Annotated in this window: 22 protein-coding genes and 2 tRNA genes; 10 read left to right on the plus strand and 14 right to left on the minus strand. The window is 39.7% G+C overall.

The genetic code is table 11. From position 1 onward, the window contains the following. Nucleotides 1-35: 35 nt before the first annotated feature. The 6 genes from uraD to V6C71_10875 all read right to left on the minus strand — a co-directional run bounded on the left by uraD (nt 36) and on the right by V6C71_10875 (nt 5,837). Nucleotides 36-545, minus strand: coding sequence for a 2-oxo-4-hydroxy-4-carboxy-5-ureidoimidazoline decarboxylase (gene uraD, locus V6C71_10850; protein HEY9768976.1), 510 nt, complete (start codon nt 543-545; stop codon nt 36-38). Nucleotides 546-566: 21 nt separating this feature from the next. Then, nucleotides 567-923, minus strand: a complete 357-nt coding sequence (gene uraH, locus V6C71_10855; protein HEY9768977.1) for a hydroxyisourate hydrolase — start codon at nt 921-923, stop codon at nt 567-569. Between the two features lie 57 nt (nt 924-980). After that, the gene (hpxO, locus tag V6C71_10860) at nt 981-2,144 is read right to left on the minus strand and encodes an FAD-dependent urate hydroxylase HpxO (GenBank protein HEY9768978.1); all 1,164 of its coding nucleotides are present in this window, start codon (nt 2,142-2,144) and stop codon (nt 981-983) included. Nucleotides 2,145-2,200: 56 nt separating this feature from the next. Further along, a complete protein-coding gene (locus V6C71_10865; protein ID HEY9768979.1) occupies nt 2,201-3,601 on the minus strand; it encodes a nucleobase:cation symporter-2 family protein in 1,401 nt (466 codons plus the stop codon). Between the two features lie 67 nt (nt 3,602-3,668). Continuing rightward, nucleotides 3,669-5,096, minus strand: a complete 1,428-nt coding sequence (locus tag V6C71_10870; GenBank protein HEY9768980.1) for an NCS2 family permease — start codon at nt 5,094-5,096, stop codon at nt 3,669-3,671. A gap of 177 nt (nt 5,097-5,273) precedes the next feature. Beyond that, entirely contained in the window at nt 5,274-5,837 is a 564-nt protein-coding gene (locus V6C71_10875; protein ID HEY9768981.1) for a manganese efflux pump MntP family protein, read from the minus strand. A gap of 324 nt (nt 5,838-6,161) precedes the next feature. Between V6C71_10875 and V6C71_10880 the strand changes: the two genes are divergently transcribed. The 5 genes from V6C71_10880 (at nt 6,162) to V6C71_10900 (ending at nt 10,658) form a co-directional block, all read left to right on the plus strand. Then, complete coding sequence (locus V6C71_10880; protein HEY9768982.1) at nt 6,162-6,761, plus strand: antibiotic biosynthesis monooxygenase; 600 nt, start codon at nt 6,162-6,164, stop codon at nt 6,759-6,761. 212 nt (nt 6,762-6,973) lie between these two features. After that, on the plus strand, nt 6,974-7,642 hold the full coding sequence (locus tag V6C71_10885) for a class I SAM-dependent methyltransferase (protein HEY9768983.1): 669 nt from the start codon (nt 6,974-6,976) through the stop codon (nt 7,640-7,642). A 175-nt stretch (nt 7,643-7,817) separates the two neighbouring features. After that, nucleotides 7,818-8,993 (plus strand): formate-dependent phosphoribosylglycinamide formyltransferase, encoded by a 1,176-nt coding sequence (gene purT / locus V6C71_10890; GenBank protein HEY9768984.1) that lies wholly within the window; start codon nt 7,818-7,820, stop codon nt 8,991-8,993. Nucleotides 8,994-9,057: 64 nt separating this feature from the next. Continuing rightward, nucleotides 9,058-9,810, plus strand: coding sequence for a ferritin-like domain-containing protein (locus V6C71_10895; GenBank protein HEY9768985.1), 753 nt, complete (start codon nt 9,058-9,060; stop codon nt 9,808-9,810). Nucleotides 9,811-9,845: 35 nt separating this feature from the next. Next, nucleotides 9,846-10,658 (plus strand): pentapeptide repeat-containing protein, encoded by an 813-nt coding sequence (locus tag V6C71_10900; GenBank protein HEY9768986.1) that lies wholly within the window; start codon nt 9,846-9,848, stop codon nt 10,656-10,658. Nucleotides 10,659-10,692: 34 nt separating this feature from the next. On the opposite strand, the gene V6C71_10905 is transcribed toward V6C71_10900, so the two are convergent. From V6C71_10905 to V6C71_10915, 3 genes are all read right to left on the minus strand, one after another. Continuing rightward, nucleotides 10,693-12,429: a diflavin flavoprotein gene (locus V6C71_10905; protein HEY9768987.1), complete on the minus strand. Its 1,737-nt coding sequence runs from the start codon at nt 12,427-12,429 to the stop codon at nt 10,693-10,695. 145 nt (nt 12,430-12,574) lie between these two features. Next, a complete protein-coding gene (locus tag V6C71_10910; protein HEY9768988.1) occupies nt 12,575-13,123 on the minus strand; it encodes a Crp/Fnr family transcriptional regulator in 549 nt (182 codons plus the stop codon). Nucleotides 13,124-13,244: 121 nt separating this feature from the next. Next, nucleotides 13,245-13,439: a hypothetical protein gene (locus V6C71_10915; GenBank protein HEY9768989.1), complete on the minus strand. Its 195-nt coding sequence runs from the start codon at nt 13,437-13,439 to the stop codon at nt 13,245-13,247. 206 nt (nt 13,440-13,645) lie between these two features. On the opposite strand from V6C71_10915, the gene V6C71_10920 reads away from it, so the two are divergent. From V6C71_10920 to V6C71_10940, 5 genes are all read left to right on the plus strand, one after another. Beyond that, a complete protein-coding gene (locus V6C71_10920) occupies nt 13,646-15,877 on the plus strand; it encodes a ComEC/Rec2 family competence protein (GenBank protein HEY9768990.1) in 2,232 nt (743 codons plus the stop codon). A gap of 80 nt (nt 15,878-15,957) precedes the next feature. Beyond that, nucleotides 15,958-16,044, plus strand: a tRNA-Ser gene (locus tag V6C71_10925). Nucleotides 16,045-16,071: 27 nt separating this feature from the next. Further along, nucleotides 16,072-16,281, plus strand: a complete 210-nt coding sequence (locus V6C71_10930; GenBank protein ID HEY9768991.1) for a hypothetical protein — start codon at nt 16,072-16,074, stop codon at nt 16,279-16,281. An 82-nt stretch (nt 16,282-16,363) separates the two neighbouring features. Continuing rightward, complete coding sequence (locus V6C71_10935) at nt 16,364-16,588, plus strand: hypothetical protein (GenBank protein ID HEY9768992.1); 225 nt, start codon at nt 16,364-16,366, stop codon at nt 16,586-16,588. 27 nt (nt 16,589-16,615) lie between these two features. Beyond that, nucleotides 16,616-16,861 carry a hypothetical protein gene (locus tag V6C71_10940; protein HEY9768993.1) on the plus strand — a complete coding sequence of 82 codons (246 nt, stop codon included), beginning with the start codon at nt 16,616-16,618 and terminating at the stop codon, nt 16,859-16,861. 343 nt (nt 16,862-17,204) lie between these two features. Here the strand turns inward: V6C71_10940 and guaA are convergent, their stop codons facing one another. The 5 genes from guaA to cofG form a co-directional block, all read right to left on the minus strand. Continuing rightward, entirely contained in the window at nt 17,205-18,833 is a 1,629-nt protein-coding gene (guaA, locus tag V6C71_10945; protein HEY9768994.1) for a glutamine-hydrolyzing GMP synthase, read from the minus strand. A 144-nt stretch (nt 18,834-18,977) separates the two neighbouring features. Then, a complete protein-coding gene (gene cbiD, locus V6C71_10950; protein HEY9768995.1) occupies nt 18,978-20,087 on the minus strand; it encodes a cobalt-precorrin-5B (C(1))-methyltransferase CbiD in 1,110 nt (369 codons plus the stop codon). A 7-nt stretch (nt 20,088-20,094) separates the two neighbouring features. Next, a complete protein-coding gene (locus V6C71_10955) occupies nt 20,095-20,388 on the minus strand; it encodes a diguanylate cyclase (protein ID HEY9768996.1) in 294 nt (97 codons plus the stop codon). 728 nt (nt 20,389-21,116) lie between these two features. Beyond that, nucleotides 21,117-21,188 (minus strand) — tRNA-Lys (locus tag V6C71_10960). Nucleotides 21,189-21,230: 42 nt separating this feature from the next. After that, nucleotides 21,231-22,220 carry a 7,8-didemethyl-8-hydroxy-5-deazariboflavin synthase subunit CofG gene (cofG, locus tag V6C71_10965; protein ID HEY9768997.1) on the minus strand — a complete coding sequence of 330 codons (990 nt, stop codon included), beginning with the start codon at nt 22,218-22,220 and terminating at the stop codon, nt 21,231-21,233. Nucleotides 22,221-22,465: the final 245 nt, after the last annotated feature.

Here is a 22,465-nt window from a genome sequence, read left to right on the forward strand (position 1 = left end):
ACTTAAATTACAAAATGTTCCCGCCAACTTGATTATTACTCTTCAATTATGGTTTCTAGCCGCAAACGGGCAATTTTACTAATTTGGGCTAAAGCCTCTTGTTTTTCTGGTTCTAGGCTATTTTTTAAACGAGTTTCAAACGCGGTCAACACACTTTCTTTGCTATGATTTTTGACCGCAATAATAAAGGGAAAGCCAAACTTATCTTTATAAGCCTGATTGAGAGCTTGAAAACGCTGATATTCTGACTTAGATAGGCGATCTAAACCAACTCCTGCTTGTTCTTGTACCGAAGCCTCTGGCATCTTAGTTTTGCTACCCAAATCGGGATGAGCTTTAATTAAGGCTACCTGTTTAGCTTCACTCATCTTGTTGACTACGGTAAGCATAGCCTGATATAAAGCTTCCAAATTGTCAAAAGGTCTGTTTTGCCAAGCCTGCTCCGCAATTTCGGGTGTTTCTTCCCAAATCTCACCTAAAATAGCAGTAAACTCCTCCTGAGACAGATTATTTAATTTTGCGATCGCATATTGCTTCTCTTTCATCCTTTATTTCTTATTCTTTGCTCAACTTCCTCGATAGGTACTGTAAGACCAAGGCGAAACTAGTAGAGGTACATGATAGTGAAGTTGGATATCACTAATGCCAAAACGAATCGGAATCTGGTCTAAAAAAAGCGGATCGGGATAGTTTCCATAGCGAGCAAAATAATTACCTACGGAAAAGATTAGTTCATATATTCCCGCTTGCAAGTCTTCTGCTAATAGAGGTTCATCAGTACGTCCGTCATGATTAGTTTTGACGGTTTTTAATAAAGTTTTAGAATCTACGTTGAGATCGAGTTGCCAAAGAGCGATCGCAATTCCTTCAGCAGGACAACCATTTGCCGTATTCAAAACGTGAGTCGTCAATTTACCTGACATAAAATTTTGTGGTTAAATTATCATTCTCGTCGGGACTATTTGCGAACAGCCCTGATATTAATGTAACGGACCTCCTAAAATAATTTTAGCGATCGCGCCTGTCACATCTTGAGCATTTTCTTGTTTTAATTGTTCGTACCACTGCCGAGTCAAATCTGGTTCTTTGTTATAAATAGTATCGGTGCGCTTGCGGGCTTTTAAAACTAGCTGTGCTACCCTATCTTTACGTTCTGCTTCGTAACGTTTGAGGGCATCTTCAACGCTAATATTGGTTGTGATTAAATAGCGACACAATACTTCTGCATCTTCCATCGCCTGACAACCTCCCTGTCCCAAAGTGGGAGTCGTAGCATGAGCCGAATCTCCTACTAGGGCAATTCTACCTTCAACTAAATTAGGCAAAGGATCGATATCACCTATTTCCAAACGGTTAACCTGTTCTGGGTCTAACTTTTCAATTAAATTTTGCACTGGTTGCGCCCACCCAGCAAAAATTTCTTTTAATTCGGCGCGGATATTTTCTGGAGCTGTTTTTGTTCCTTGTGGTTTAGGACAGCCCATAAAGAAGTAGAAACGATTACCCCCTACAGGCATCATCGAAGCTCGTTTACCGTCGCCAACATAAATTACCCAGACATCACTTTCAGCTAAATCTGGACTAGCCTCTACCAAACCATTCCAATTAACGTAACCAGCATAACGCGGTTCAATTTTACCTCCGTTGAGATAGCTACGGACTACTGAATGTACGCCATCTGCACCAATAACTACGTCTCCTGTAGCAGTACTACCATCTTCAAAGATGGCCGTAGCACTATCTGCATCTTGCTTAACTTCCACACAGCGCATTCCCATCTTCACGTCAGATTTGCCGAAGGCGTTGAGCATCATCTCCTGTAAGTCAGTACGCGACACGGGATAAGGTCGTTGTCCTACCTGTTCCATCAAAGGTATCAAGTTGACATCATTTAAAACCTCTCCTTGATTGTTACGATACTCCATGCGGTTCATTTGTCCGCCTATAGCAGCAACTTCTTTGCCCAGCCCTAATTTATTCAGAATTTTAATTCCATTCGACCACAAAGAAATACCTGCCCCCGCAGGACGCAATTTTCTGGTTTTTTCATAAATCTCTACTTCGTATCCCGCTTGGCGCATCGCAATACCTGCTGCTAAACCAGCCATTCCCGAACCGATAATAATCGCTTTTAAGTCGTACATATTTGACTGTAATTATTGAATAATAATCAGACTGCACTGATAAATATTAAATGAAACTACTCTCTACCTGGCAAAACCATATTGAGAATTAAAGCGGTAAGCCCGCCTGAAGAAATACCAGAAGAAAAAATACTTTTAATTAGTTCAGGTGAAGCGTCAAGAATCTCAGGCACAAAAGTAACTCCTAATCCCATGCTAAGAGCAACTGCCAAAATAATTGAATTACGTTTAGTTAAATTAACCATCGAGAGAATTTTGATTCCTGCTACTGCCACAGTTCCAAACATAATAATTGTCGCCCCGCCTAAAACTGGTTGAGGCAAAGCTTGAAAAACACCTGAAATAAGGGGAAAAAGACCGAGAATCAGGAAAATTACCGAAATAAAGTAGCCCACATAGCGACTGCCTACGCCTGTAAGTTGAATTACACCATTATTTTGACTAAAGGTAGTGTTGGGAAAAGTATTGAAAGCAGCAGCAATCATGGAATTAATCCCATCGCCCAAAATTCCTCCTTGAAGTCTGCGGAAATATATTGGACCTTCAATTGGTTCGCCAGAAATAGCCGAGGTTGCAGTTAAATCGCCAATAGACTCAATAGCAGTAATTACGTATAAAAAAGCAAAGGGAATAAACGCTCCAAAATCAAACTTCAAACCATATTTGAACGGTATGGGCAAAGTAAACAACGGTAGTTGCGATAGATTGCTAAAATCGACCAATCCCAGAGGAATCGAGACTAAATAACCCACTGCTAAACCGATGACAACCGATGACATCCGCAAAAAGTTACTGTTGAGACTATTAAGGGTAACAATTACCGCTAAAACCAAAAAAGCAACTCCTAAATAAGTCCAACTGCCAAAAGTATCGTTATTTTGGGCAGGTACACCTCCAGCCATTGAGGTAATTCCCACTTTAATTAAAGTTAAGCCTATCAAAGTTACTACTACACCCGTCACCAAAGGGGTAATGATCTTATTGGCTAGATGCAAAAAGCGGCTAATAACAATTTCAACTAAAGCCCCAAAAAAACATAAGCCAAAAATAAGACTTAGAGCATCTGTAGCACTACCACCAGCTTGTTTAGCTCCTAAACCAGCTGCAATAATTGGGGCTAAAAAAGCAAAACTTGTCCCCTGAACACTGAGTAAACCAGAACCTACGGGTCCGAATCTTTTGGCTTGAATAAAGGTGGCAATTCCTGAAACAATTAAGGATGTACTGAGAATAAAAGTTGTATCGGCTGGTGAAACTTCTAACGCCCCACAGATAATTAAACCTGGGGTAATGATGCCTACAAAACAGGCAAAGACGTGCTGTAAGGCGACAAAAATTGATTCGACAAACGGCGGACGCGCTTCTAAGCCATAAATTAAATCCGATTCAATTGAAGCAGGTGCTTCTGGTTTAATAGCTTTTTCTAAAGTTAATTCTTGATTTGTTGGTTTTACCATAATTCAATCAATTAATTTTTCATTTAGTTGTAGACAAGTAGGGGCGAACAACAATTTACCCCTACAGTTAGCCGAAGCGCAGAGTCATAAAAATAAAGCGGGCAATAAATATAGCTGCGAGAATCCAGGTAATTAGAGGAACATCGCCAGCCCTGCCTTTAAAGGTTTTTAATAGGGGATAGGTAATTAGGCCAATAGATAGCCCTGCGGCAATGGAAAAAGCAAAGGGAATAAAAAACAGCGTGAGAAATGCAGGTATGGCTTCGGTTAAATCATCCCAGCTAATACTGGTAATGCTTGCCATCATCAACACCCCAACAATAGTTAAAGCTGGAGTGGTAGCAAAAGCGGGTATGGCCTCAAAAATTGGCGTAAATATTAGGGAAATAAAGAATAGCCCCGCAACTACTACCGAAGTAAAGCCAGTACGTCCTCCCTCAGCTACTCCCGAAGCCGATTCCACAAAGGTAGTTACGCTAGATGTTCCCATAATTGCCCCTGTAGTAGTGGCGATCGCATCTGCGGTCAATGCCCGATTTGCTCTAGGTAATTCTCCATTCTCATCGATATATCCTGCCTGCATTCCTACCCCTGCAAGAGTGCCAATTGTGTCGAATAGATCGACAAACAGGAATACTAAAAGTACTGCGATAAAGTCAATCCAATTGCTGCCGTTGATTCCGCCTAGCCCAATAAATGCTGCCCCAAATAAGTTCGCGGGAAAAGCGGGAATGGAAGCAATTCCCTGGGGGGCGTTAGCGACACCAAATATCCAACCCAGGAGTGCAGTTCCAGCAATGCCCCACAACAACGCACCTTTGATACGTCGGATCATCAAGAAAGCCGTTAGGAAAATGCCAAATATGGCCATTAAACTTTGAGGTTGGGCCAAGCTGCCAAAGTCAGTTTTGGTAACTTCGTTAGCGACAATTAAGCCTGCGCCCCCCGTCTGTGTTGCCCCGCCTAAGCCGATATAGGCTAAAAATAAACCAATTCCTACCGTGGTTGCCGATTTAATTGAGCTAGGTACGGCAGTAATTAAATGACGACGAATATCGCTAATTGTTAGTAGGATAAAAATCAGTCCTTCAATAAATACAGAAGCCAAAGCGACGCGCCAGTCAATACCTAAACCCAACACCACCGAATAGGCAAAGAAAGCATTTATGCCCATCCCTGGAGCAAGGGCAAAAGGATATTTTGCCAACAAACCCATAATCAGTGTTCCGATTCCTGCTGATACTGCTGTGGCAACTACTAGTTCGGCAAATAAATCTTTTGGTTGATTGAGAAAAATAGCATCAGAAAGAATTAATGGATTGACTACCAAAATATAGGCCATCGTCATAAAGGTAGTAATCCCCGCTAGTATTTCTGTCCGAAAACTAGTTTGATACTGATCGAATTTAAAATAATTGGCGATCGCACCTTGCCAGCCTTGACGAGGCGGTTTGCCTCTGGGTCGATCGGTTTCTTTGGGATCGATTACATTCACTTGTGTAGATACTCCTTTCGGCGTCTCTTAAACCCCTGATGTCAACTCAATAGCATCAGTGAACAGTTCTTTTGCATACTGTATACAATTGCCCAGAGAAAAATTGTATCTTTGATTACTAGCTGAATATTGCGTCACAAAACTATAGGATTTTCTCAAGTTATTCTGCAAGATAGATTATTGACTAGCTAAATGATCGATTAATATTTTTGCGCCGATAAAAATTAACATTATCCCGCCAATTAGTTCTAATTTAAATTTACATAAATTACCCCATTTATGACCAAGATAAACACTAATTAAGGATAGCCAAAAAGTAATAATGCCGATAATTGCTGCTGCCAAGAAAATAGAAATTTTTAGGACTGATAAGCTCAAACCAACAGCTAAAGCATCAATGCTGGTTGCGATCGCCAGTCCTAATAAAGTGTAATTATCTAAGGGATTAAATTTAGCTTGCGTTTCTTCTTGTTGACAAGCTTGATAGATCATTTTGCCACCAATAGCAGTTAATAAAACAAAAGCAATCCAATGATCTACTTGAATAATTGACTCGCGAAAAGTTAAGCCAGTTAGCCAGCCAATCAAAGGCATTATTCCTTGAAAAATGCCAAATGCCAAAGCAATTTTGACAGCTTTATTGAATTTAATATGTTTAATAAATAAACCACTACTCAAAGAAACAGCACAAGCATCAGCAGCCAAACCTATTCCAATGAGATAAATATTCGCTAATTCCATTTTCCAAAATTTTTAAATTAGTTTTAGTTTAGCTGATATGTTAGTTTATTTATTATCATAATTAAATCATCTTGTATTCATTTTTTTATCATATTTAATGCTTATCAGATTAGTTATTAACTGTTAGTTAATAAAAACTGGCTCTACTTTCGCCTCATCAATATCACAGGCCGATCATTCATCATCTGGTGTTCTAGTTTTATATTGAGTTGGTCGATACTTGCATACTTTCTCCAGTTTTTTTTACAAAATTGTATATTTAATTACCTGTTGGTCTTTTGTCATAAAACTACAATTTTTTCTGAAGCTCAGATCAATTACATAATGACAAGGGAAATGAGAGGTAAAAATTCCGTCGATCCACCAGTCACAGTTGTTATCTCGCGACGAGTAAAACCTGGATGCGAAGCAGCATTTGAAAAATTCATCTCTGGTATTACTGCCACAGCCATGACTTTTGAAGGGCATTTAGGGACTAATGTTTTTCGCCCTAATAGTTCAGCAGACAATGAATATCAAATCATTTTTAAATTTGATCGTGCTAGCAACCTCCAGATCTGGGAAGAATCAGAGTGTCGCCGTCAGTGGTTAGCTCGCGCTGAAAGTTTGCGCTTAGAGCCAGCTAGAATTAGAGTGATTACGGGCTTAGAAACTTGGTTTACCTTACCTTCTCCTAAACTAATTTTGCCACCACCGCGCTATAAAATGGCAACAATTACTCTGTTTGCTCTGTTTCCTCTAATTCAACTGGCGAATCTAACGCTTGCGCCTTTATTAGAATTTTTTCCTTTACCTGTACTGCTGAAAAGTTTAATTATTACTGCCATACTCGTATTGCTGATGACTTATGTGGTGATGCCAAGAATGACCAAACTGTTTGCTCGATGGCTATATCCTAAAAAGCGGTTGATTCGTAAGCAATAATTTACATAATTGCTTTGCTACTTAAATGACAATTACGCTTATATTAAGCATTATTAAATATTAGTCTCTCTAAATAACTTGCTCGAGTTAACTGTCCTATACTTAGCTCTGGCCGATCGAATTAAGCAGAGGAAATGCTGCTCAAGTTTCATTGCCTCGCAAATAGGCACAGATGTAATAACACACCTAAATGCAAAGGAGGGTTTTCCAGTATGAGTTCTCAGTCTTTTGGACTCACGTCGTATACAGACGAGCGCATTCATTGCCGAGTGATTCAACTACTTGAGAATCGTGAGCGAGGTATGCTTCTAGATATTGGGGCTGGCACTGGTGCTTTGAGCAAAAAGTTGCAGGAGTTGGGGTTCTCAGTCAGTGCGTGCGACCTTCATTGCGACAACTTTATACCGAAGGAAATCCCATTCAAGGTGGCAAACCTCAATGATGCTTTGCCTTACGATAACGCAAGTTTTGATGTGGTTGTGGGAACAGAAATTATCGAACACTTGGAAAACCCTTGGCATTTAGTGCGTGAACTACACAGAGTAACGAAACCTGGCGGCACTATAGTGCTCAGCACACCCAACCTAGACAATTGGTATGTTAGGTTGATATTTTTTCTCACAGGAAAACTCTACAATTTCCTTAGTAGCTACGAAGCTATTGGTCATATTACACCAGTTTTTCTGTGGAATTTGCGTCGGATGTGTGAAGGAAAGTTTGACATCGAACAAGTCCTAACAACTGAAACCAAAATACCAGGATTGGGTCTATGGTTGCCGCTCAGAGGGTTCTTCTGGGGGCAGTGCTTTGTAGCGCAACTTCAGAGGGTACAGGAGACAGACGTTAAGCCCAGAACGTGGTACGGTAATACAGAAGAATGAGTTAGGTTTTTAGCTGAGAAAATTTGGGGGAAACATAAAGTTAACCTTGGATAAAGGTTTTAACAAAGCTAATAGCTAACGGCTAAGGGCTAATAGCTTACCGCAAAGTAGTTTAAGCGATCGCGACGGTTTTACAATTTTGAATCATGTTTCTCTAGTTTAATCGCCTTAATCAATGAAGAATTTGCAGTTACCCCAAAAAATCATGCTATTAGGTGCGGGAGAGTTGGGCAAAGAGTTTGTCATCGCTGCACAACGTTTGGGTAATTTTGTCGTGGCGATAGATCGTTACCCTAACGCACCAGCCATGCAGGTAGCCGACGCATCAGAAGTTATTTCCATGCTCAATGGTGATGATTTAGAGCGGGTTGTCAATAAATATCAGCCAGATTTTATCGTGCCAGAAATTGAGGCGATCCGTACGGAAAAGCTGGAGGAATTTGAACAAAGAGGTATTACGGTAATTCCTACCGCAGCAGCAACTAACTACACGATGAATCGCGATCGCATTCGTGAACTTGCTGCCCAAAAATTAGGTGTCCGTACTGCCAAATACGCTTACGCCAGCAGCCTCGAAGAATTAGCTCAAGCATCAGCAGAACTCGGCTTTCCTAATGTGGTTAAACCCGTGATGTCTTCTTCTGGCAAAGGACAGTCCATTGTTTATGCAGCTAACGAAGTAGCCGCAGCCTGGGAATATGCCATTGAAGGTGCCAGGGGAGACACTCAAAAAATTATTGTCGAAGAATTAATCGATTTTGAAATTGAAATTACTCTTTTGACCGTGAAACAATGGGATGCACCAACTATCTTTTGTCCTCCTATTGGTCATCGTCAGGAAAGAGGAGATTACCAAGAATCGTGGCAACCCGCGGATATATCCGTCGCCAAAATTCAACAGGCTGAAGCGATCGCTGCTAAAGTAACCGATGCTCTGGGTGGAGCAGGAATATTTGGCGTAGAATTCTTTATTACTCAAGATGAGGTAATATTTTCTGAACTGTCTCCTCGCCCCCACGATACGGGAATGGTTACGTTAATTTCGCAAAACTTAAATGAATTTGAACTGCATTTACGAGCAATTCTAGGTCTGCCCATTCCTAAAATAGACGTGTTTGCGCCATCTGCTAGTGCCGTAATTTTGGCAGAGAAACATTCAGCGCAAATTAGCTTTGCCAACGTGGCAAAAGCTTTAGAAACAGTAGATGTAGACTTAAAACTTTTTGGCAAGCCAGATTCTCGTCCCTATCGTCGTATGGGAGTAGCTTTAGCCAAAGCAGATACAATTGAATTAGCTAGAGAGAAAGCTTTCAAAGCAGCTAGTGCCATTTCCATTAACTCAGGGATCTGAACATTCTGATGAAAAATAATTGACTAGAATAAATATAACCAGCTATACATACAAGAGAATTGCAATGGACTTTATTACTAGTATTCTTAACACCATCGGTTCGGGTGCGACAGCATACATCCTGGCAAGCAGATTACGCGATCGGCAAACTCGTCCTAATACCCTCGCCGGCTTTCAAATGGCTGAATCTGGTGCAGTACCTTTTCTTACCAAATTAGCAGCCAGAGCATCAAGCGAAGGAGATACTTGGCTAGCAGAAAAATTAACTATCCACGCTGCTGACGAAAAGCGTCATGGTCAAATCTTTGCTCATGGACTAAAACAGTTAGGCAAACAGGTTAAAACTGCTGACGAGATGAAGCAACAGCAATCCAAAGAGCAAAAAAACTCTAGTCCTTTCTTTGGTAAATTTTATCGAGACTACGATCCCAAGTCACTAAAAGCCGAAAATATCGACTGGCTAGTATTTATGGCTAGTACTTATATTTTAGAGTTTGATGCCAGTAAAGATTTTGCTCGTATGGCAACAGCATTACCTGACGATGAACCCAAAAGCCGAAATTTGCAGCAGAGTATCCTTAGCGTGGCACAAGACGAAACCAGACACGCAGCCTATCTCTATGAAGCGATGCAAAGAAGATTACCAACTTTTGAAGTTGAGGCGCTGGTAGCCGAGTGGAGAAAGCGTAAAATAGATGCTATGTTTGCTATGGTTGCTGACATGATTGAAACTGGTGGAAGTTCTCGCTCTTTAGTCAAAGACGGTGCGCCAACAGAAATTGAATCAGAGCCTACACTGCAACTGGTAGAGGCATAAAAAATCTTCTGACAAACCCCTAAAGGATAGTCAAAATGAAAATTGGTAACAAAAAACTGCAACGTTCTTTTTATCGAATTTTAACTGCCATTGGGGGAACTACCGTCTTAATTGGCTTGATTCTGGCATTTGAGACGGTGTTTGGTGCTGAAAAAGACTGTAATCCTGCTGAGTCTTGGTTTTTTTGCCAGATTAGAGAGTCTGTCCTACTGAATGTCGTCGAAGGATTTAGTATTTTAGTCGCAGTTTGGTTGTTTTTTCTCGAAGCACCAGAGAGAGACAAACAGGCACATTACGAAGCTTGGAAAACTATAGATTCGGCTCATGGATTGAGAAATAGCTATGCAAGATTGCAGGCTCTACAAGACTTAAACAACGATCACATTCCTTTAAGAGGTTTTACTGCACCAGAAGCCGACTTACGAGGAATTAACCTTTCTGGGGCAGATCTCAGCCATGCTTATTTATCTGGCGCAGATCTAAGTAATGCTAACCTGAGCTACGCCAATTTAAGCCACGCTAACCTAGTAGAAACTAAATTAACCAACGCCAACCTAAGTAACAGCTTACTTACGGGAGCTAATCTAAGTCATACCGACTTGATTGAAGCTAATTTACAAGATGTAGATTTTGTAAGCGCCAATATTATCGGGGCAAATTTCGTCCGTTCCAACCTATCTCAAGCTTATTTTGGCGACGTTAACTTCAATGAGTGTTTGCTAGATGATGCTAATCTGCAAAAAACCAAGTTTTTTGGAGTGGAAAATCTGACTGTAGAACAGATCAAAACAGCAAAGAATTGGTCTGAAGGTATTTATGATGCCAAAATGCTGGCTAAATTGAATTGAGTTTAGCTGAGTCGAATAAGCGATCGCCATGCTATTAATAATGTGTTCCTGATTTACGGTGATGTATTGCCGTTACACTTTCAGAATTTAATACCTTACCCTGTTCGGCTACAGCATAAACTAACCAGTGATCGCCACATTCCATACGGTTAGCTACTTGACATTCTACGTAAGCTAAAGCATCGCTCAAAATGGGAGAGCCGTTACTCGCTTCTTCTGTCGCTACTCCTTTAAAGCGATCTTCTCCTGGGGCAAAGGGTTTAAGAAAATGCTTCATTAAGGGGATATGCTTCCCTTCTGGTAAGACATTTAACACAAAATTATTGCCTTTAAATAATAAAGATTCGATCGCTCTTTCTTTAGCAACAGCAACAGTTAAACCAGGAGGATTAAAGGTGGCTTGAGATACCCAAGAAGCTAACATCGCCCCAGAAACCTCATCTTTTTTGGTGGTGACAATACACATTGAACCTACCAGTCTACCGACAGCTTTAGCGGTGCGATCAACATCCGAATCAATTCCTTGAGCCTGCCTTACTTTAGTGCGATCGCGCTGGGCTTTTTTCAGGGCTTGAGCAAAATCTGTCCCCGCTTCCTCACAGGTTTTCAACACTGCATCAGTAGGAGTGAATTTAACCCGAATCGGTTCAAAACCAAACTTATAGCCAGCATTACGAAATTTATTTTCCAATAGATCTACTGCTTCGCCACTCCAGCCAAAAGAGCCAAATGCCCCCGCTAGCTGAGTTTTTGCTGCGTTTGCCAAGACAATACCCAAGGCTGACTGTATTTGAGTCGGGGCGTGTCCTCCTAAAGTCGGTGAACCCATAATAAACCCCGCAGATTTATCAATGGCAGTTTTGATTTCTTCAGGTTTAGCTGATTCTGCATTAATCGACTCGACAGCTACTCCAGCTTTAGTAATTCCTCTGGCGATCGCATTTGCAATAGTCGCGGTGTTACCATAGGCCGAAGCATAGATTAGCGCTACGCTAGATTCACGCTCATTTTGCTGTTTCGCCCAGATACGGTAATCGGCAGTTAATTCAATCAAGCTATACCGCACCAAAGAACCATGTCCTGTAGCGTACACGCGAGCTGGCTTATCAGCAAGTTTATCCAAGCTAGTAATAACTTGACGGGCGTGGGGGGCCATCAAACAGTCAAAATAATAACGACGATCTTCAAGATCGATTGTCCACCCTTCATCAAAAACGCGATCGCCACATACATGACAGCCAAATATTTTGTCGGTATATAAAACTTCTGTCTTGGTATCGTAAGTGCAGAGATGATCGGGATAGCGAGGATTAGGTGTAGGTATAAACTCTAAAACATGATCCTGACCGAGATTGAGCGTGTCTTCTCCTTTAATAATCTGAATATTTAATTGTTTATCTTCGAGAATTTTACGCAGAGATATAGCAGCAGGATTTGAACAAACAATAGTGATTTGAGGCGCTATTTCTAATAAAGCTTTGAGGGTAGTAGCGCGATTAGGATTAATATGACCTAAAATAACGTAATCAATTTTTTGGGGTTCAATTCTTGAGCGTAAGGCATCAAGAAAAATAGTCGTAAAAGATTCTCCTGGTGGGTCAAGTAAAGCAGTTTTGTCCCCTTCAATTAGATAAGAATTAGCGGTAGTTCCTTTTTGCAGAGCGTATTCAATCTCAAACTTGAGCCGATCCCAGGTACGCGATCGCAATACGCGAGTATTAGCAGCTACGGGAAATACCTGAACATCCTGGACTTTATTAGCAGGGGACATAAGTTTTTGTATCTTGTCTTGACTATGCTTAACTTTAAGTTTATCAAGTTAAATAGATTTATTTTTAGTGTTGACGAATTTAGGTATAACAGTCGCTCAAAAGCTCATAGTTCATAGCTAAAATAATTACTTCAAGACTTTAAGATCAACAACGCCTTACAATAATACATTTAGTTTTTGGGCGTATAATCAGACCTTCTCTTTCAAATTGATTTAAAGTTTTAGTTACCGTAATTCTAGTTGTCCCAACCACATCAGCTAGCTCTTGATGAGTTATTTTAAAGTCAATTAATTTTCCTTGTCTAATTTCTCGCCCAAATTTGCCAGCCATCCACTTTAAAAGCAACCATAGTCGTTTGGCTATTCTAGTACTGCGAAGAATATACATTAGCTGCTGTGTTTGTTTAGCATGGTACAGCAGGTTTCTAGATACTGTTTCCCATTCAGCTCGATATATAGCGATCGCTTCAACTTTACTCATACATTTAAGGGTATGAGGGACTACCTTAGACAAAGATTCCCCTACTAAGTCTTCTACCCCCCAAAATCCTAAAGTAATTGATGTGCCTTCCTCACTGACAGTATAGCTTTTGACTACACCATTAACAATTAACCATAGATGATTTGTTCTTTGAGGCAGCTCATCACCAGGATGAAACAATAAAGATTGTGGTTCGTTCAACAAGGTTTGCATTTGTTTTGATCACAACGCGGTTTAATTTTTGGTTAATACCAAGTAAACTAAGTATTTTATCTGATTTGTTATATAACTTCACTAAAAAACTGCACTCAAATTAATTCGGTGCAGTTAAAACTTATCGTTTGTTTATAGGGTTAAAATTGTAATGTTCCCAAAATCCGTAAACTATCAAGCTAAAGTTCGCTAATCCAGCAAACAAGGCATACCATCTCCCAGTTTTGCCATCTTTATCAGGAATTAGAGGAATAGCTGCTGAGGCTATTAGCGGTAAGACGATAATAGCTGTTAGCCAAAGAATTTGAATTTCCATTTTTCTTTAGGCATACATACTCAGTGATTATCTGCATATTGTATTAAGTTTTGTAAAAAAACCAATAATTTAGATCACAAATCAAAAAAGGTGTGCTCACTGACTTAATTTATCGATTATCTGTTTGATTAACAACTTGAGTATGATGCTGAGGCAAAAATCTGAGTGGTGTGTTTTACTAGAATGCATTGTTTTGATGCTATTCCATGACTCGCACCGATTGGATCATTCTCTGTTTGGCATATATTATTGGTTTAATATCGACTAATTTGGTGGCTTTTTCCACCTCTGGCTTTACCTTACAGCAATTGTGTATCCTAGCAGCAGGATTAATCGGGTTAGCCTTAATTAGCGCGATCGCCTTAGGAAAATCGTTCAAAAATAACATTTGGATAGGCGCAGCTATAGTTGCTATCTTGGCGATACTGTATTTTCAGTTACGCATTCCTCAGCCAAATAGTAATGATCTTAGCTATCAAATAGCCGCATCCGATAGTAAGTTAGTCACAGTGACAGGAAAAGTTTTAACTGAACCTAGATTGAACGATCGCGCCTGTCTTAAAGTTTGGCTACAGGCTACTGAAATTAACGACCGAGAACCAGTTTCTGGCAAGCTTTATCTTACTTTGCCTCTATTAAAGGGAACGGGGATCCATCCTGGACAACAGTTAAAAGTAAAGGGGATGCTCTATTTACCCCAAGCAGCTATTAATGCTGGTGGATTTGATTTCCAACAATATTTGGCTCGTCAGGGAATATTTGCCGGGATGCAGGGTATTGAAGCAACTTTCGATCCTCAAGCTGAACCCGTATGGGGTTGGTGGAAACTGCGTCAGCGTATCGTGCGAAGTCAATTGCGGGGGTTAGGAAGCCCAGTAGGACAGTTAGTTAGCTCTATGGTTTTGGGGCGAAAGGCTGTTGATCTACCTAATGATCTTCGCGATCGCTTTATTGAGGCTGGATTAGCTCATGTATTGGCTGCATCAGGCTTTCATGTATCTCTTTTACTGGGAATTATTTTAAAGCTGACCGAGCGCTTTGCTGCCAAACCTCGGTTAGTCGTGGGAATCAGCACTTTAGCTATCTATTTGGGCTTAACAGGTATTCAAGCTTCGGTGTTGCGGGCTTGTTTGATGGGGATTGCGGTATTATTCGCTTTGGCTAGGGATACGAAAATTAAGCCTTTGGGTTCGCTTTTGCTGGTAGCAACGATCATTTTGCTCTTTAATCCTTTATTAATTAGCGACCTTGGTTTTCAACTTAGTTTTTTAGCAACTTTGGGTTTAATCGTTACCTTACCAGGATTACAGACCAAATTAAATTGGCTTCCTCCTACTATTACTACTTTAGTTGCTGTCCCTTTAGCTGCTTCTGTTTGGGTATTGCCATTACTGTGTTATGAGTTTAATACCTTAGCTACCTATAGCCTTGTGGTTAATATTGTTTGTACACCATTAATTACGGTAATTAGTTTGGGAGGAATGATTAGCGCGATCGCGGCTTTGATTATTCCTGCGTTGGGTAGCGCGATCGCCTGGCTATTGCTTTATCCTACGCTGTTACTAATTGCCATTACTAAATTTTTTACTAATCTACCAGGAAGTGCTTGGGCGATCGGACAGATTTCTCTAGGCGTACTATTAACCATTTATGGATTACTAATCTTAGTCCGGTTAAACAACTGGTGGAGAAAACGCTGGTGGTTAGTATTGCTTTTCACAGTTAGTTTGATTGTTATACCAGTTATATATAATTACAATCAGCTTCAGGTGACGGTTTTAGCTGCGCGACAATCACAGATAGTTGTTATTCAGGATCGAGGACAAGTAATTTTAATTAATAGTGGTAAAGACAACGAGGCTAAATATACCGTCTTACCCTTTTTGGCACAACAGGGAATCAATCACATTGATTATGCGATCGCCCTTGATGACAGTTCAAATACAGCAACAGAATGGATTGAAATACATAAACGAGCAAAAATTAAATATTTTGTGGGTGCGATGGAGAAGATTCTTCCTTTATCGTTGAAAATAGAAACTTTTGGCAAACGTGAAATCATCAGCAAATCTAGCCGTTTATCAATAGATCGACCACTTGCCCTGATTAACTTACAAATTGCAGACCATACTTGGTTGCTCATCGGAAAAACCTCTGGAACTGACAACGAGCGCTTAAAACAAGAGATTAAACAATACATCGGACAACACAATCTTGAACTTCAACATCCAATCTTAATCTGGTCAGATAATATAGCATCGGCGTGGTTAGAATTATTGCAGCCTCGAATCGCGATCGCCTCGGCGAATCAAATAGATTTCAAGACTGGACAACAATTACGCCAAAAGCAGATTGAATTGCATAATACAGCCCAAGAGGGCGTAATTCGCTGGACTCCCCGTGATGGATTCGCTAGCAAAAAGAAAGAATTTTATTAAAACAACAATTTTTAATAAACTTATTCGCCATTTTTACTCAAATCTCAGTAAAATAAACCCTGTGGCTTAATGCTACCAGTGGAGAGGTGGCAGAGTGGTTGAATGCGGTAGTCTCGAAAACTATTTTAAGGTCAAACTTAACGGGGGTTCGAATCCCCCCCTCTCCGTAAAGACAAGGTTTGTAGTAAGTAGTAATGACACCAGAAGGGATACCAGCAACTATTGAGGGAATGCTTCGAGTTCCAAAAGAACTACAGCAAAGTCAAATCAAACAGTCAGAAGAAATACAACAATTAATGGGTTATTCAATTAGTCAAGCTGGAGATGTGCTAGACGTTCAAATGTCCTTGAAAGATATATATGCAAGATTGAGCAAATTAGAAGATAAAAACAAAGAAGATTAAATCCACAGCAAAAGCGCGGGCGCGAGCGCTTTTATCAAATGAATAAATAGGTCATTTTAATAATGTTGAACAGGTTATTAAAATGAAAATCGAAAATTTATTTTTAACAGTATTTATTTTATTTTTCTCAACAAAAAATGTTGTTGCAGGAGAACCAGAAATTAGAATTGATGAAAGCAGCAAGTATGTAAAAAGCAATTTGTATACGCAAAAACAAAATTATAAGACCTTAAATTATACATCTAGTTATTATTCTAATTTGGACTCTCAAAAAAATTGTGAAATATATAAAGCGATTACCCCCTAAACCTTTGCGCTCTATCTCATAAAAAAAATGGCTACAAACACCGAACAAGAATTAAAAGAAATACTATTACAAATTAAGTCTGATGTTAAAGACTTGAAGAAAGATGTATCTGAATTAAAAACTGAGGTAGCGGTTATTAAATCAAGACTTGATGGGCAACAAAAAGTTATTGATAAAATTCCTGACCTAGCTGAAAAAGTAGGTGAATTAAAGAACTGGCGACAAATCGCCATAATAATTATTACGGGTACTGCCAACACTGTATTTGGTTAGATTTTGAAAAGCGGAAGATTATGATCGCAGAAGGCGGGGCTTGCTTTTTAATATCGAAGCTATCGATGAACAACTAAATTTGTTAGGGTGAAGTGCCGAAAAAACCGCTAAGGCAAGAGAAAAAACCCCGATCTTTGTCATGAACACAATACTACCTACTTGGGCAAGAGATGAATTCTGGCAACGCTTCTACGGCATCAACAAGATTAAGTGGTCATCTGAAGACTGATTTTGAGCAGCAAAGGCAGGGAAGATAATAACTAACTGGTTATTTACTACTTACTATCTCAATCCTACACGAGTAGACTTACTACTAAACAACCTTATAACTTGTGACCTCGCTTTATTCCCACTCAATTGTTCCAGGGGGTTTAGAAGTAATGTCATAAACTACGCGATTGACTCCTTTAACCTCATTAACAATTCGGTTAGAAATAGTTTCTAACATATCGTAAGGTACTCTAGCCCAATCTGCGGTCATGCCATCTTCACTAGTAATAAAACGAAGAACTATCGGATAAGCATAAGTGCGCTTATCGCCCATCACACCGACGCTGCGAATTGGTAACAGTACCGCAAAAGCCTGCCAATAGTCGTGGTATACATCCTGTTTACTAATTTCATCGCGCACAATAAAGTCAGCATCCCGCAGAATATTTAACCTTTCGGCAGTTACATCTCCGACAATTCTTATCGCTAAACCAGGACCAGGAAAAGGATGGCGACGCACAATTTCTTCGGGTAGCCCGATGGCACGGGCAACATTACGTACCTCATCTTTGAACAGCTTACGTAGAGGTTCAACCAGTTTAAACCGTAAATCTTTTGGTAAGCCACCCACGTTATGATGACTTTTGATCTTGACCGCCACTCTTTCTCCCGTTTTAGGATCGACGTTGCTGTCTGCTGACTCAATCACGTCTGGGTACAGAGTCCCCTGCGCCAGATAGTCAAACGGTCCTAACTTTTTCGACTCTTCTTCAAAAACCTGAATAAATTCATGTCCAATGCGACGACGTTTGAGTTCGGGATCGTTGACTCCTTCTACTTGCCGCAAAAAGCGATCGCGCGCCATTACGTACTCTACAGGAATATGAAACTTATTTTTAAAAATCTCCACCAGTCTTTCTGGTTCACCTTTACGCATGAACCCCTGGTCAATAAACATACAGGTTAACTGGTCGCCAATAGCCCGATGTAGCAGAAAAGCTAAAGTAGAAGAATCTACCCCCCCAGAAAGAGCCAGTAAAACCCTTTTATCTCCTACTTTTGCTTTAATATCACGAATCGACTCTTCGACAAAAGCTTCTGTTGTCCAGGTAGGTTCGCATTCGCAGATATGATAGACAAAGTTGCGAATTAAGGCAATCCCGCCCTCAGAATGGACTACTTCTGGGTGAAACTGTACTCCAAATAGTTTCTTTTCTGGATTAGAAATTGCAGCGCAGGAGGTATTTTTAGTATAGGACAACACTGAAAATCCTTCAGGTAGATTGGTACAAGAATCACCATGGCTCATCCACATAGTTGACCCGTGTTCGACATTGGTCAATAAATCTGTCGGATCTTCGATAAATAGTTGTGCCTTACCGTATTCGCCTAGCTTGACCTTTTCAACTGTTCCTCCAAGCTGCTTTACCATAAGTTGCATTCCGTAGCATACGCCGAGGACTGGAATACCCAAATTCCAAATTTCGGGATCGCACTTAGGAGCGTGAGCGTCATATACCGAACTAGGACCACCAGAAAGAATAATTCCATGAGGATTAATTTCTCGTAGCTTTTCGGCCGAAGTCCTATAAGATAGTACTTCGGAATATACCTGAGTTTCTCGAATTCGACGAGCAATTAACTCAGAGTACTGAGAACCAAAATCGATAATGATAATCTTTTGACGGTTAGCGTTGTCAACCAGAGACTTAGGAGCCAAAGTGTCGCTACTTGGGGAGATTGATTCTGTCTGAATAGTCACTATACTCTAGAAAGTCTATGTAAATAATTATGTAACAAAGTGTGAAGATGTTGGGGCTTTTGATACCCACCTTGGATTTTGCGAGTTAAGATTTCTTGGGGATAAACTATGCGAAGCAAAAACGTTTTAAATATGCTAAATACCCTAGCATAATTCAGATAGTAAAAGAAGAGCATTTTCGCTTTTTTTGATTACCTTTCTACTACGATCAAATAATACTGACCCGACACAAAGTTTTTGCTCGGTATACTTATAAATATAGTCTTGACATTTTGAGTCGATCGCCTGGGCTAGCTGTTGATAAACTAGATCGACCAAACTGAAATTATTTTGGTAGGTCAAATCAATTTCCCGTAACAGAGCTAAAGCAGATTCAGTAGTAGAGCAGTTAAATATCTCTCGAAGTTGTGATGTTGACAACCCAAGCTGGGCGCAATAAGCAGTCATAATTTCCATTCTGCCATCGGCGAGATGATTGTGAGTATGAAAAATACCTCCCGCTAGCTTAATTAATTTGCCATGATAACCAAATAGCAAGATTGATTTAACTTCTGCTGCTGCTGCGGTAACCAGCATCGATCCAAGCCAGTTAGCAGTTTTGATAATTCTGTCAGGCTCTATACCCGATTTTTGTGCCAGATCGATTCCATTTTCTCCAATGCAGAAAGCTAAAGAATCATATAAAGCTGCTTTAGCTTTAATCTGTGCTTGAAAAGCCTCAAGCTGGCTTGGTGCAGCTAAAGGCTGAACAATGCCTGTTGTACCCAACAGCGAAAGTCCTTCGACCACACCAAAAGCTTCATTAGAAGTTCGTTTGGCTAATCTCGCTCCTTCAGGCAAAATAATAGTTACAACAATATTTTCTTGAGGATGAAGCAAAGTAATTAGGTTTGCTTTAATTAATTCTTGAGCATAACTATAAATTGCTGAGCGATCTCGATCGCCTTGCTGCTTACCTATACCTTCTCCTCCCTCGATAGTAATCTGATTGGCAGCAGAATCTGTCAAACTTACTTTTGCCCAGATAGGAGTATTGCGAGTTAAATCTAAATGATCTCCTGGATCGCTACGAGTTATAGCGATCGCTGAATGGCGATCAATTTTAGCTACCTGTTCGATATCAATATTTACCTGCTGAGGCGGTTTAATCAAATTTACAGTAACCTGATTTTGATCGAGTTGTTGCTTAAGGTGGCGTAAAGCGGCGATCGCACTAGCACAGGCGAAAACAGGAAGAGTATATCCAGTGGGCATGATTTAGTTATTCTGGCTTAATCTCATATTCTACAACTCGGTTGCGTCCCATTTCTTTTGCTTGATACAAACCTCGATCTGCTGCTGCTACCAACACATCAAAACTCAAATTAGAATTGGGAATACAGCACGACACCCAAAACGAAAGTGTTACGTAAAGATCTAGGGAAGAATTAATATGAGCAATTTTTAAAACCTTAATCTGTAAACGTACTTGTTGCGCTATGTGTTTTGCCTCTTTGATATATTGATGCTGTTTTAGAGCCAACAAAATTGTTTTTTCTAGTAACGTGGTAGACATCTCTGACCATGTTAAATAGTCATCCACGTTAACTGGCAGGGATTTGAGGTCAAAGTTTGCCTGAGCAGAGATTAATATTAGAGGAATATCTTGAGTATTAATCTCCTGAACTTCTAATAAAGTATTTAAGTTACTGCTTTCAGCTTAATTAAAAATAAAGAAGATCAGATCGGGGTGATGTTGCTGTAAGAAATTTGAGATGTTGATGAAATCTTGAAATTTAGTTAATTGAAACGTTTGAGATTTAACTTTGCTTAAAAGACGATCAATTTGCCTGCTATCAATCTAATTATTGTCTAACAATAAAATCTTAACAGTTGAATTAATAGCTTGCACAATAGATAATTAGGCTTCTCATTTATAGACTTTTCATGGTTGTAACCTCCAATTGCTAGTCTTTGCAACAAAATGAGTAATTCGTGCTTTTTTTAAATAATTATACAACATCGTATAAATTGATCTGTTTCTCAGGAATCACAGTTTGCTTTCGAGATTTTGTAATCAAATTGCTTAAAAAGGCGATCGCCTAGAGTAAAGTCGCGTAGAAGAAGATGTAATTCATTTTACCGACAATTAACCAATTCCAAATAACTTTGATGGCACTTTAATTGTGCAACGCCCAATAATTCATTAGAAGCCATAGTCTTGCTACATAAGTTGGGAAACTTGAGAGCCAAGTCACACAACAATTAATCTAATTGTTAGATATATAAAATATGTGCAAAATATGGGTCGCCTGGGATTCGAACCCAGAACCAATCGGTTAAAAGCCGAGTACTCTACCGTTGAGCTAGCGACCCCTGAAAGCCTGCGTGTAAATCAGTTTTTTCCAGGAATGATTATCATAGCATAACTTTTTTAAGAAAATCTCTATTTTTAAAAATTAAAGTCTTTTTTCTTGCCATAACTGCTTTTTGCAAGCTGGAAGACAACCAAGAATAATATTTAGGATACACAGGAAGTCTCGGTTTTAAACTCCACCCCGCAGGCTGCAATATTTTGGATAGAGATTCATAAGTCGGATGAGGATAATCTGGATTAACTTCATCTATGGGGCTAATTCCTCCTAAATCCGTTGCCCCTGCATTCAAACATTCTAGTAAAAAATTAGGTTCAGGCACTAAGTTTGGTGGAATTTGAATTGGTATCTCATCAAGAAGTATTTTTTTGGTTAGAGCAATAATTTCTGGTAACTGATTAGGATCGAAGCTGGAAATGTCTAATTGTTGCTGGCTACCAACACTGTGTGGTTGCAAAATTATCTCTTGAATATGGCCCCATTTTCTTTGAATTTTGGCGATCGCTAATATCGATTCTTGGATATCTGTTTTCGTTTCGCCAATTCCTAAAAGTAATCCTGTTGTAAAAGGAATTTTCAGCTTTCCTGCCCACTCCAGCTGCTGTAGGCGTAATTTGGGTTTTTTGCTAGGGGCATATTTATGCACTGTATTCATAAATTTTGAATCTAGCTGTTCCAGCATCAATCCCATAGAAACATTAACTTGCTTGAGCTGCTTCATTTCTTGCCAACTCAAAGGACCAACATTTGTATGAGGCAAAAAACCCAAAGATAATGATAATTCACAAATCTTATATATTTTTGTAAACCATTCCATTCGCTTTACCGAGGAAGGATGAACTTCTCCGCTCAGAACTAAAATTTCGCTAACCAAGTTTTTATCTAGTTTTGTCAATTTATCTACAACGTCTGATTGAGATAACTTAGTTTCCGTATTAGGCTCAACCCGAAAGTTGCAATAGCTACATCGATTGAAACATTCATAAGTAGGAACTATCGTATAGGCTGGACTGTAAGTAATTACAGAGTTCATAGATTAAAGATAAACATTGCTTATATTTTATCTAAGATGATATTTTATTAAAATTGTTTACATAACTCAAGAAATACTTTATATTGTTAAGTGTCAGTTCAAAAGAACCTAGACAAATAAATAAAACGCAATCATAAAACAGATGACAACTACTTTACAGCAACGCGAAACCCGCGGAGCATGGGAGAACTTCTGTCAGTGGATTACTAGCACCAACAACCGAATCTATATCGGTTGGTTTGGCG

The organism is Coleofasciculaceae cyanobacterium (genome assembly GCA_036703275.1).
Classification (GTDB): Bacteria; Cyanobacteriota; Cyanobacteriia; order Cyanobacteriales; family Xenococcaceae; genus Waterburya.

What these genes read in the sequence shown, in the direction of transcription:
- uraD (HEY9768976.1), bottom strand. Translation starts at nt 545, where the DNA reads ATGAAAGAGAAGCAATATGCGATCGCAAAATTAAATAATCTGTCTCAG.
- uraH (HEY9768977.1), bottom strand. Translation starts at nt 923, where the DNA reads ATGTCAGGTAAATTGACGACTCACGTTTTGAATACGGCAAATGGTTGT.
- hpxO (HEY9768978.1), bottom strand. Translation starts at nt 2,144, where the DNA reads ATGTACGACTTAAAAGCGATTATTATCGGTTCGGGAATGGCTGGTTTA.
- V6C71_10865 (HEY9768979.1), bottom strand. Translation starts at nt 3,601, where the DNA reads ATGGTAAAACCAACAAATCAAGAATTAACTTTAGAAAAAGCTATTAAA.
- V6C71_10875 (HEY9768981.1), bottom strand. Translation starts at nt 5,837, where the DNA reads ATGGAATTAGCGAATATTTATCTCATTGGAATAGGTTTGGCTGCTGAT.
- V6C71_10880 (HEY9768982.1), top strand. Translation starts at nt 6,162, where the DNA reads ATGACAAGGGAAATGAGAGGTAAAAATTCCGTCGATCCACCAGTCACA.
- V6C71_10885 (HEY9768983.1), top strand. Translation starts at nt 6,974, where the DNA reads ATGAGTTCTCAGTCTTTTGGACTCACGTCGTATACAGACGAGCGCATT.
- purT (HEY9768984.1), top strand. Translation starts at nt 7,818, where the DNA reads ATGAAGAATTTGCAGTTACCCCAAAAAATCATGCTATTAGGTGCGGGA.
- V6C71_10895 (HEY9768985.1), top strand. Translation starts at nt 9,058, where the DNA reads ATGGACTTTATTACTAGTATTCTTAACACCATCGGTTCGGGTGCGACA.
- V6C71_10900 (HEY9768986.1), top strand. Translation starts at nt 9,846, where the DNA reads ATGAAAATTGGTAACAAAAAACTGCAACGTTCTTTTTATCGAATTTTA.
- V6C71_10905 (HEY9768987.1), bottom strand. Translation starts at nt 12,429, where the DNA reads ATGTCCCCTGCTAATAAAGTCCAGGATGTTCAGGTATTTCCCGTAGCT.
- V6C71_10910 (HEY9768988.1), bottom strand. Translation starts at nt 13,123, where the DNA reads ATGCAAACCTTGTTGAACGAACCACAATCTTTATTGTTTCATCCTGGT.
- V6C71_10915 (HEY9768989.1), bottom strand. Translation starts at nt 13,439, where the DNA reads ATGGAAATTCAAATTCTTTGGCTAACAGCTATTATCGTCTTACCGCTA.
- V6C71_10920 (HEY9768990.1), top strand. Translation starts at nt 13,646, where the DNA reads ATGACTCGCACCGATTGGATCATTCTCTGTTTGGCATATATTATTGGT.
- V6C71_10930 (HEY9768991.1), top strand. Translation starts at nt 16,072, where the DNA reads ATGACACCAGAAGGGATACCAGCAACTATTGAGGGAATGCTTCGAGTT.
- V6C71_10935 (HEY9768992.1), top strand. Translation starts at nt 16,364, where the DNA reads ATGAAAATCGAAAATTTATTTTTAACAGTATTTATTTTATTTTTCTCA.
- V6C71_10940 (HEY9768993.1), top strand. Translation starts at nt 16,616, where the DNA reads ATGGCTACAAACACCGAACAAGAATTAAAAGAAATACTATTACAAATT.
- cbiD (HEY9768995.1), bottom strand. Translation starts at nt 20,087, where the DNA reads ATGCCCACTGGATATACTCTTCCTGTTTTCGCCTGTGCTAGTGCGATC.
- V6C71_10955 (HEY9768996.1), bottom strand. Translation starts at nt 20,388, where the DNA reads ATGTCTACCACGTTACTAGAAAAAACAATTTTGTTGGCTCTAAAACAG.
- cofG (HEY9768997.1), bottom strand. Translation starts at nt 22,220, where the DNA reads ATGAACTCTGTAATTACTTACAGTCCAGCCTATACGATAGTTCCTACT.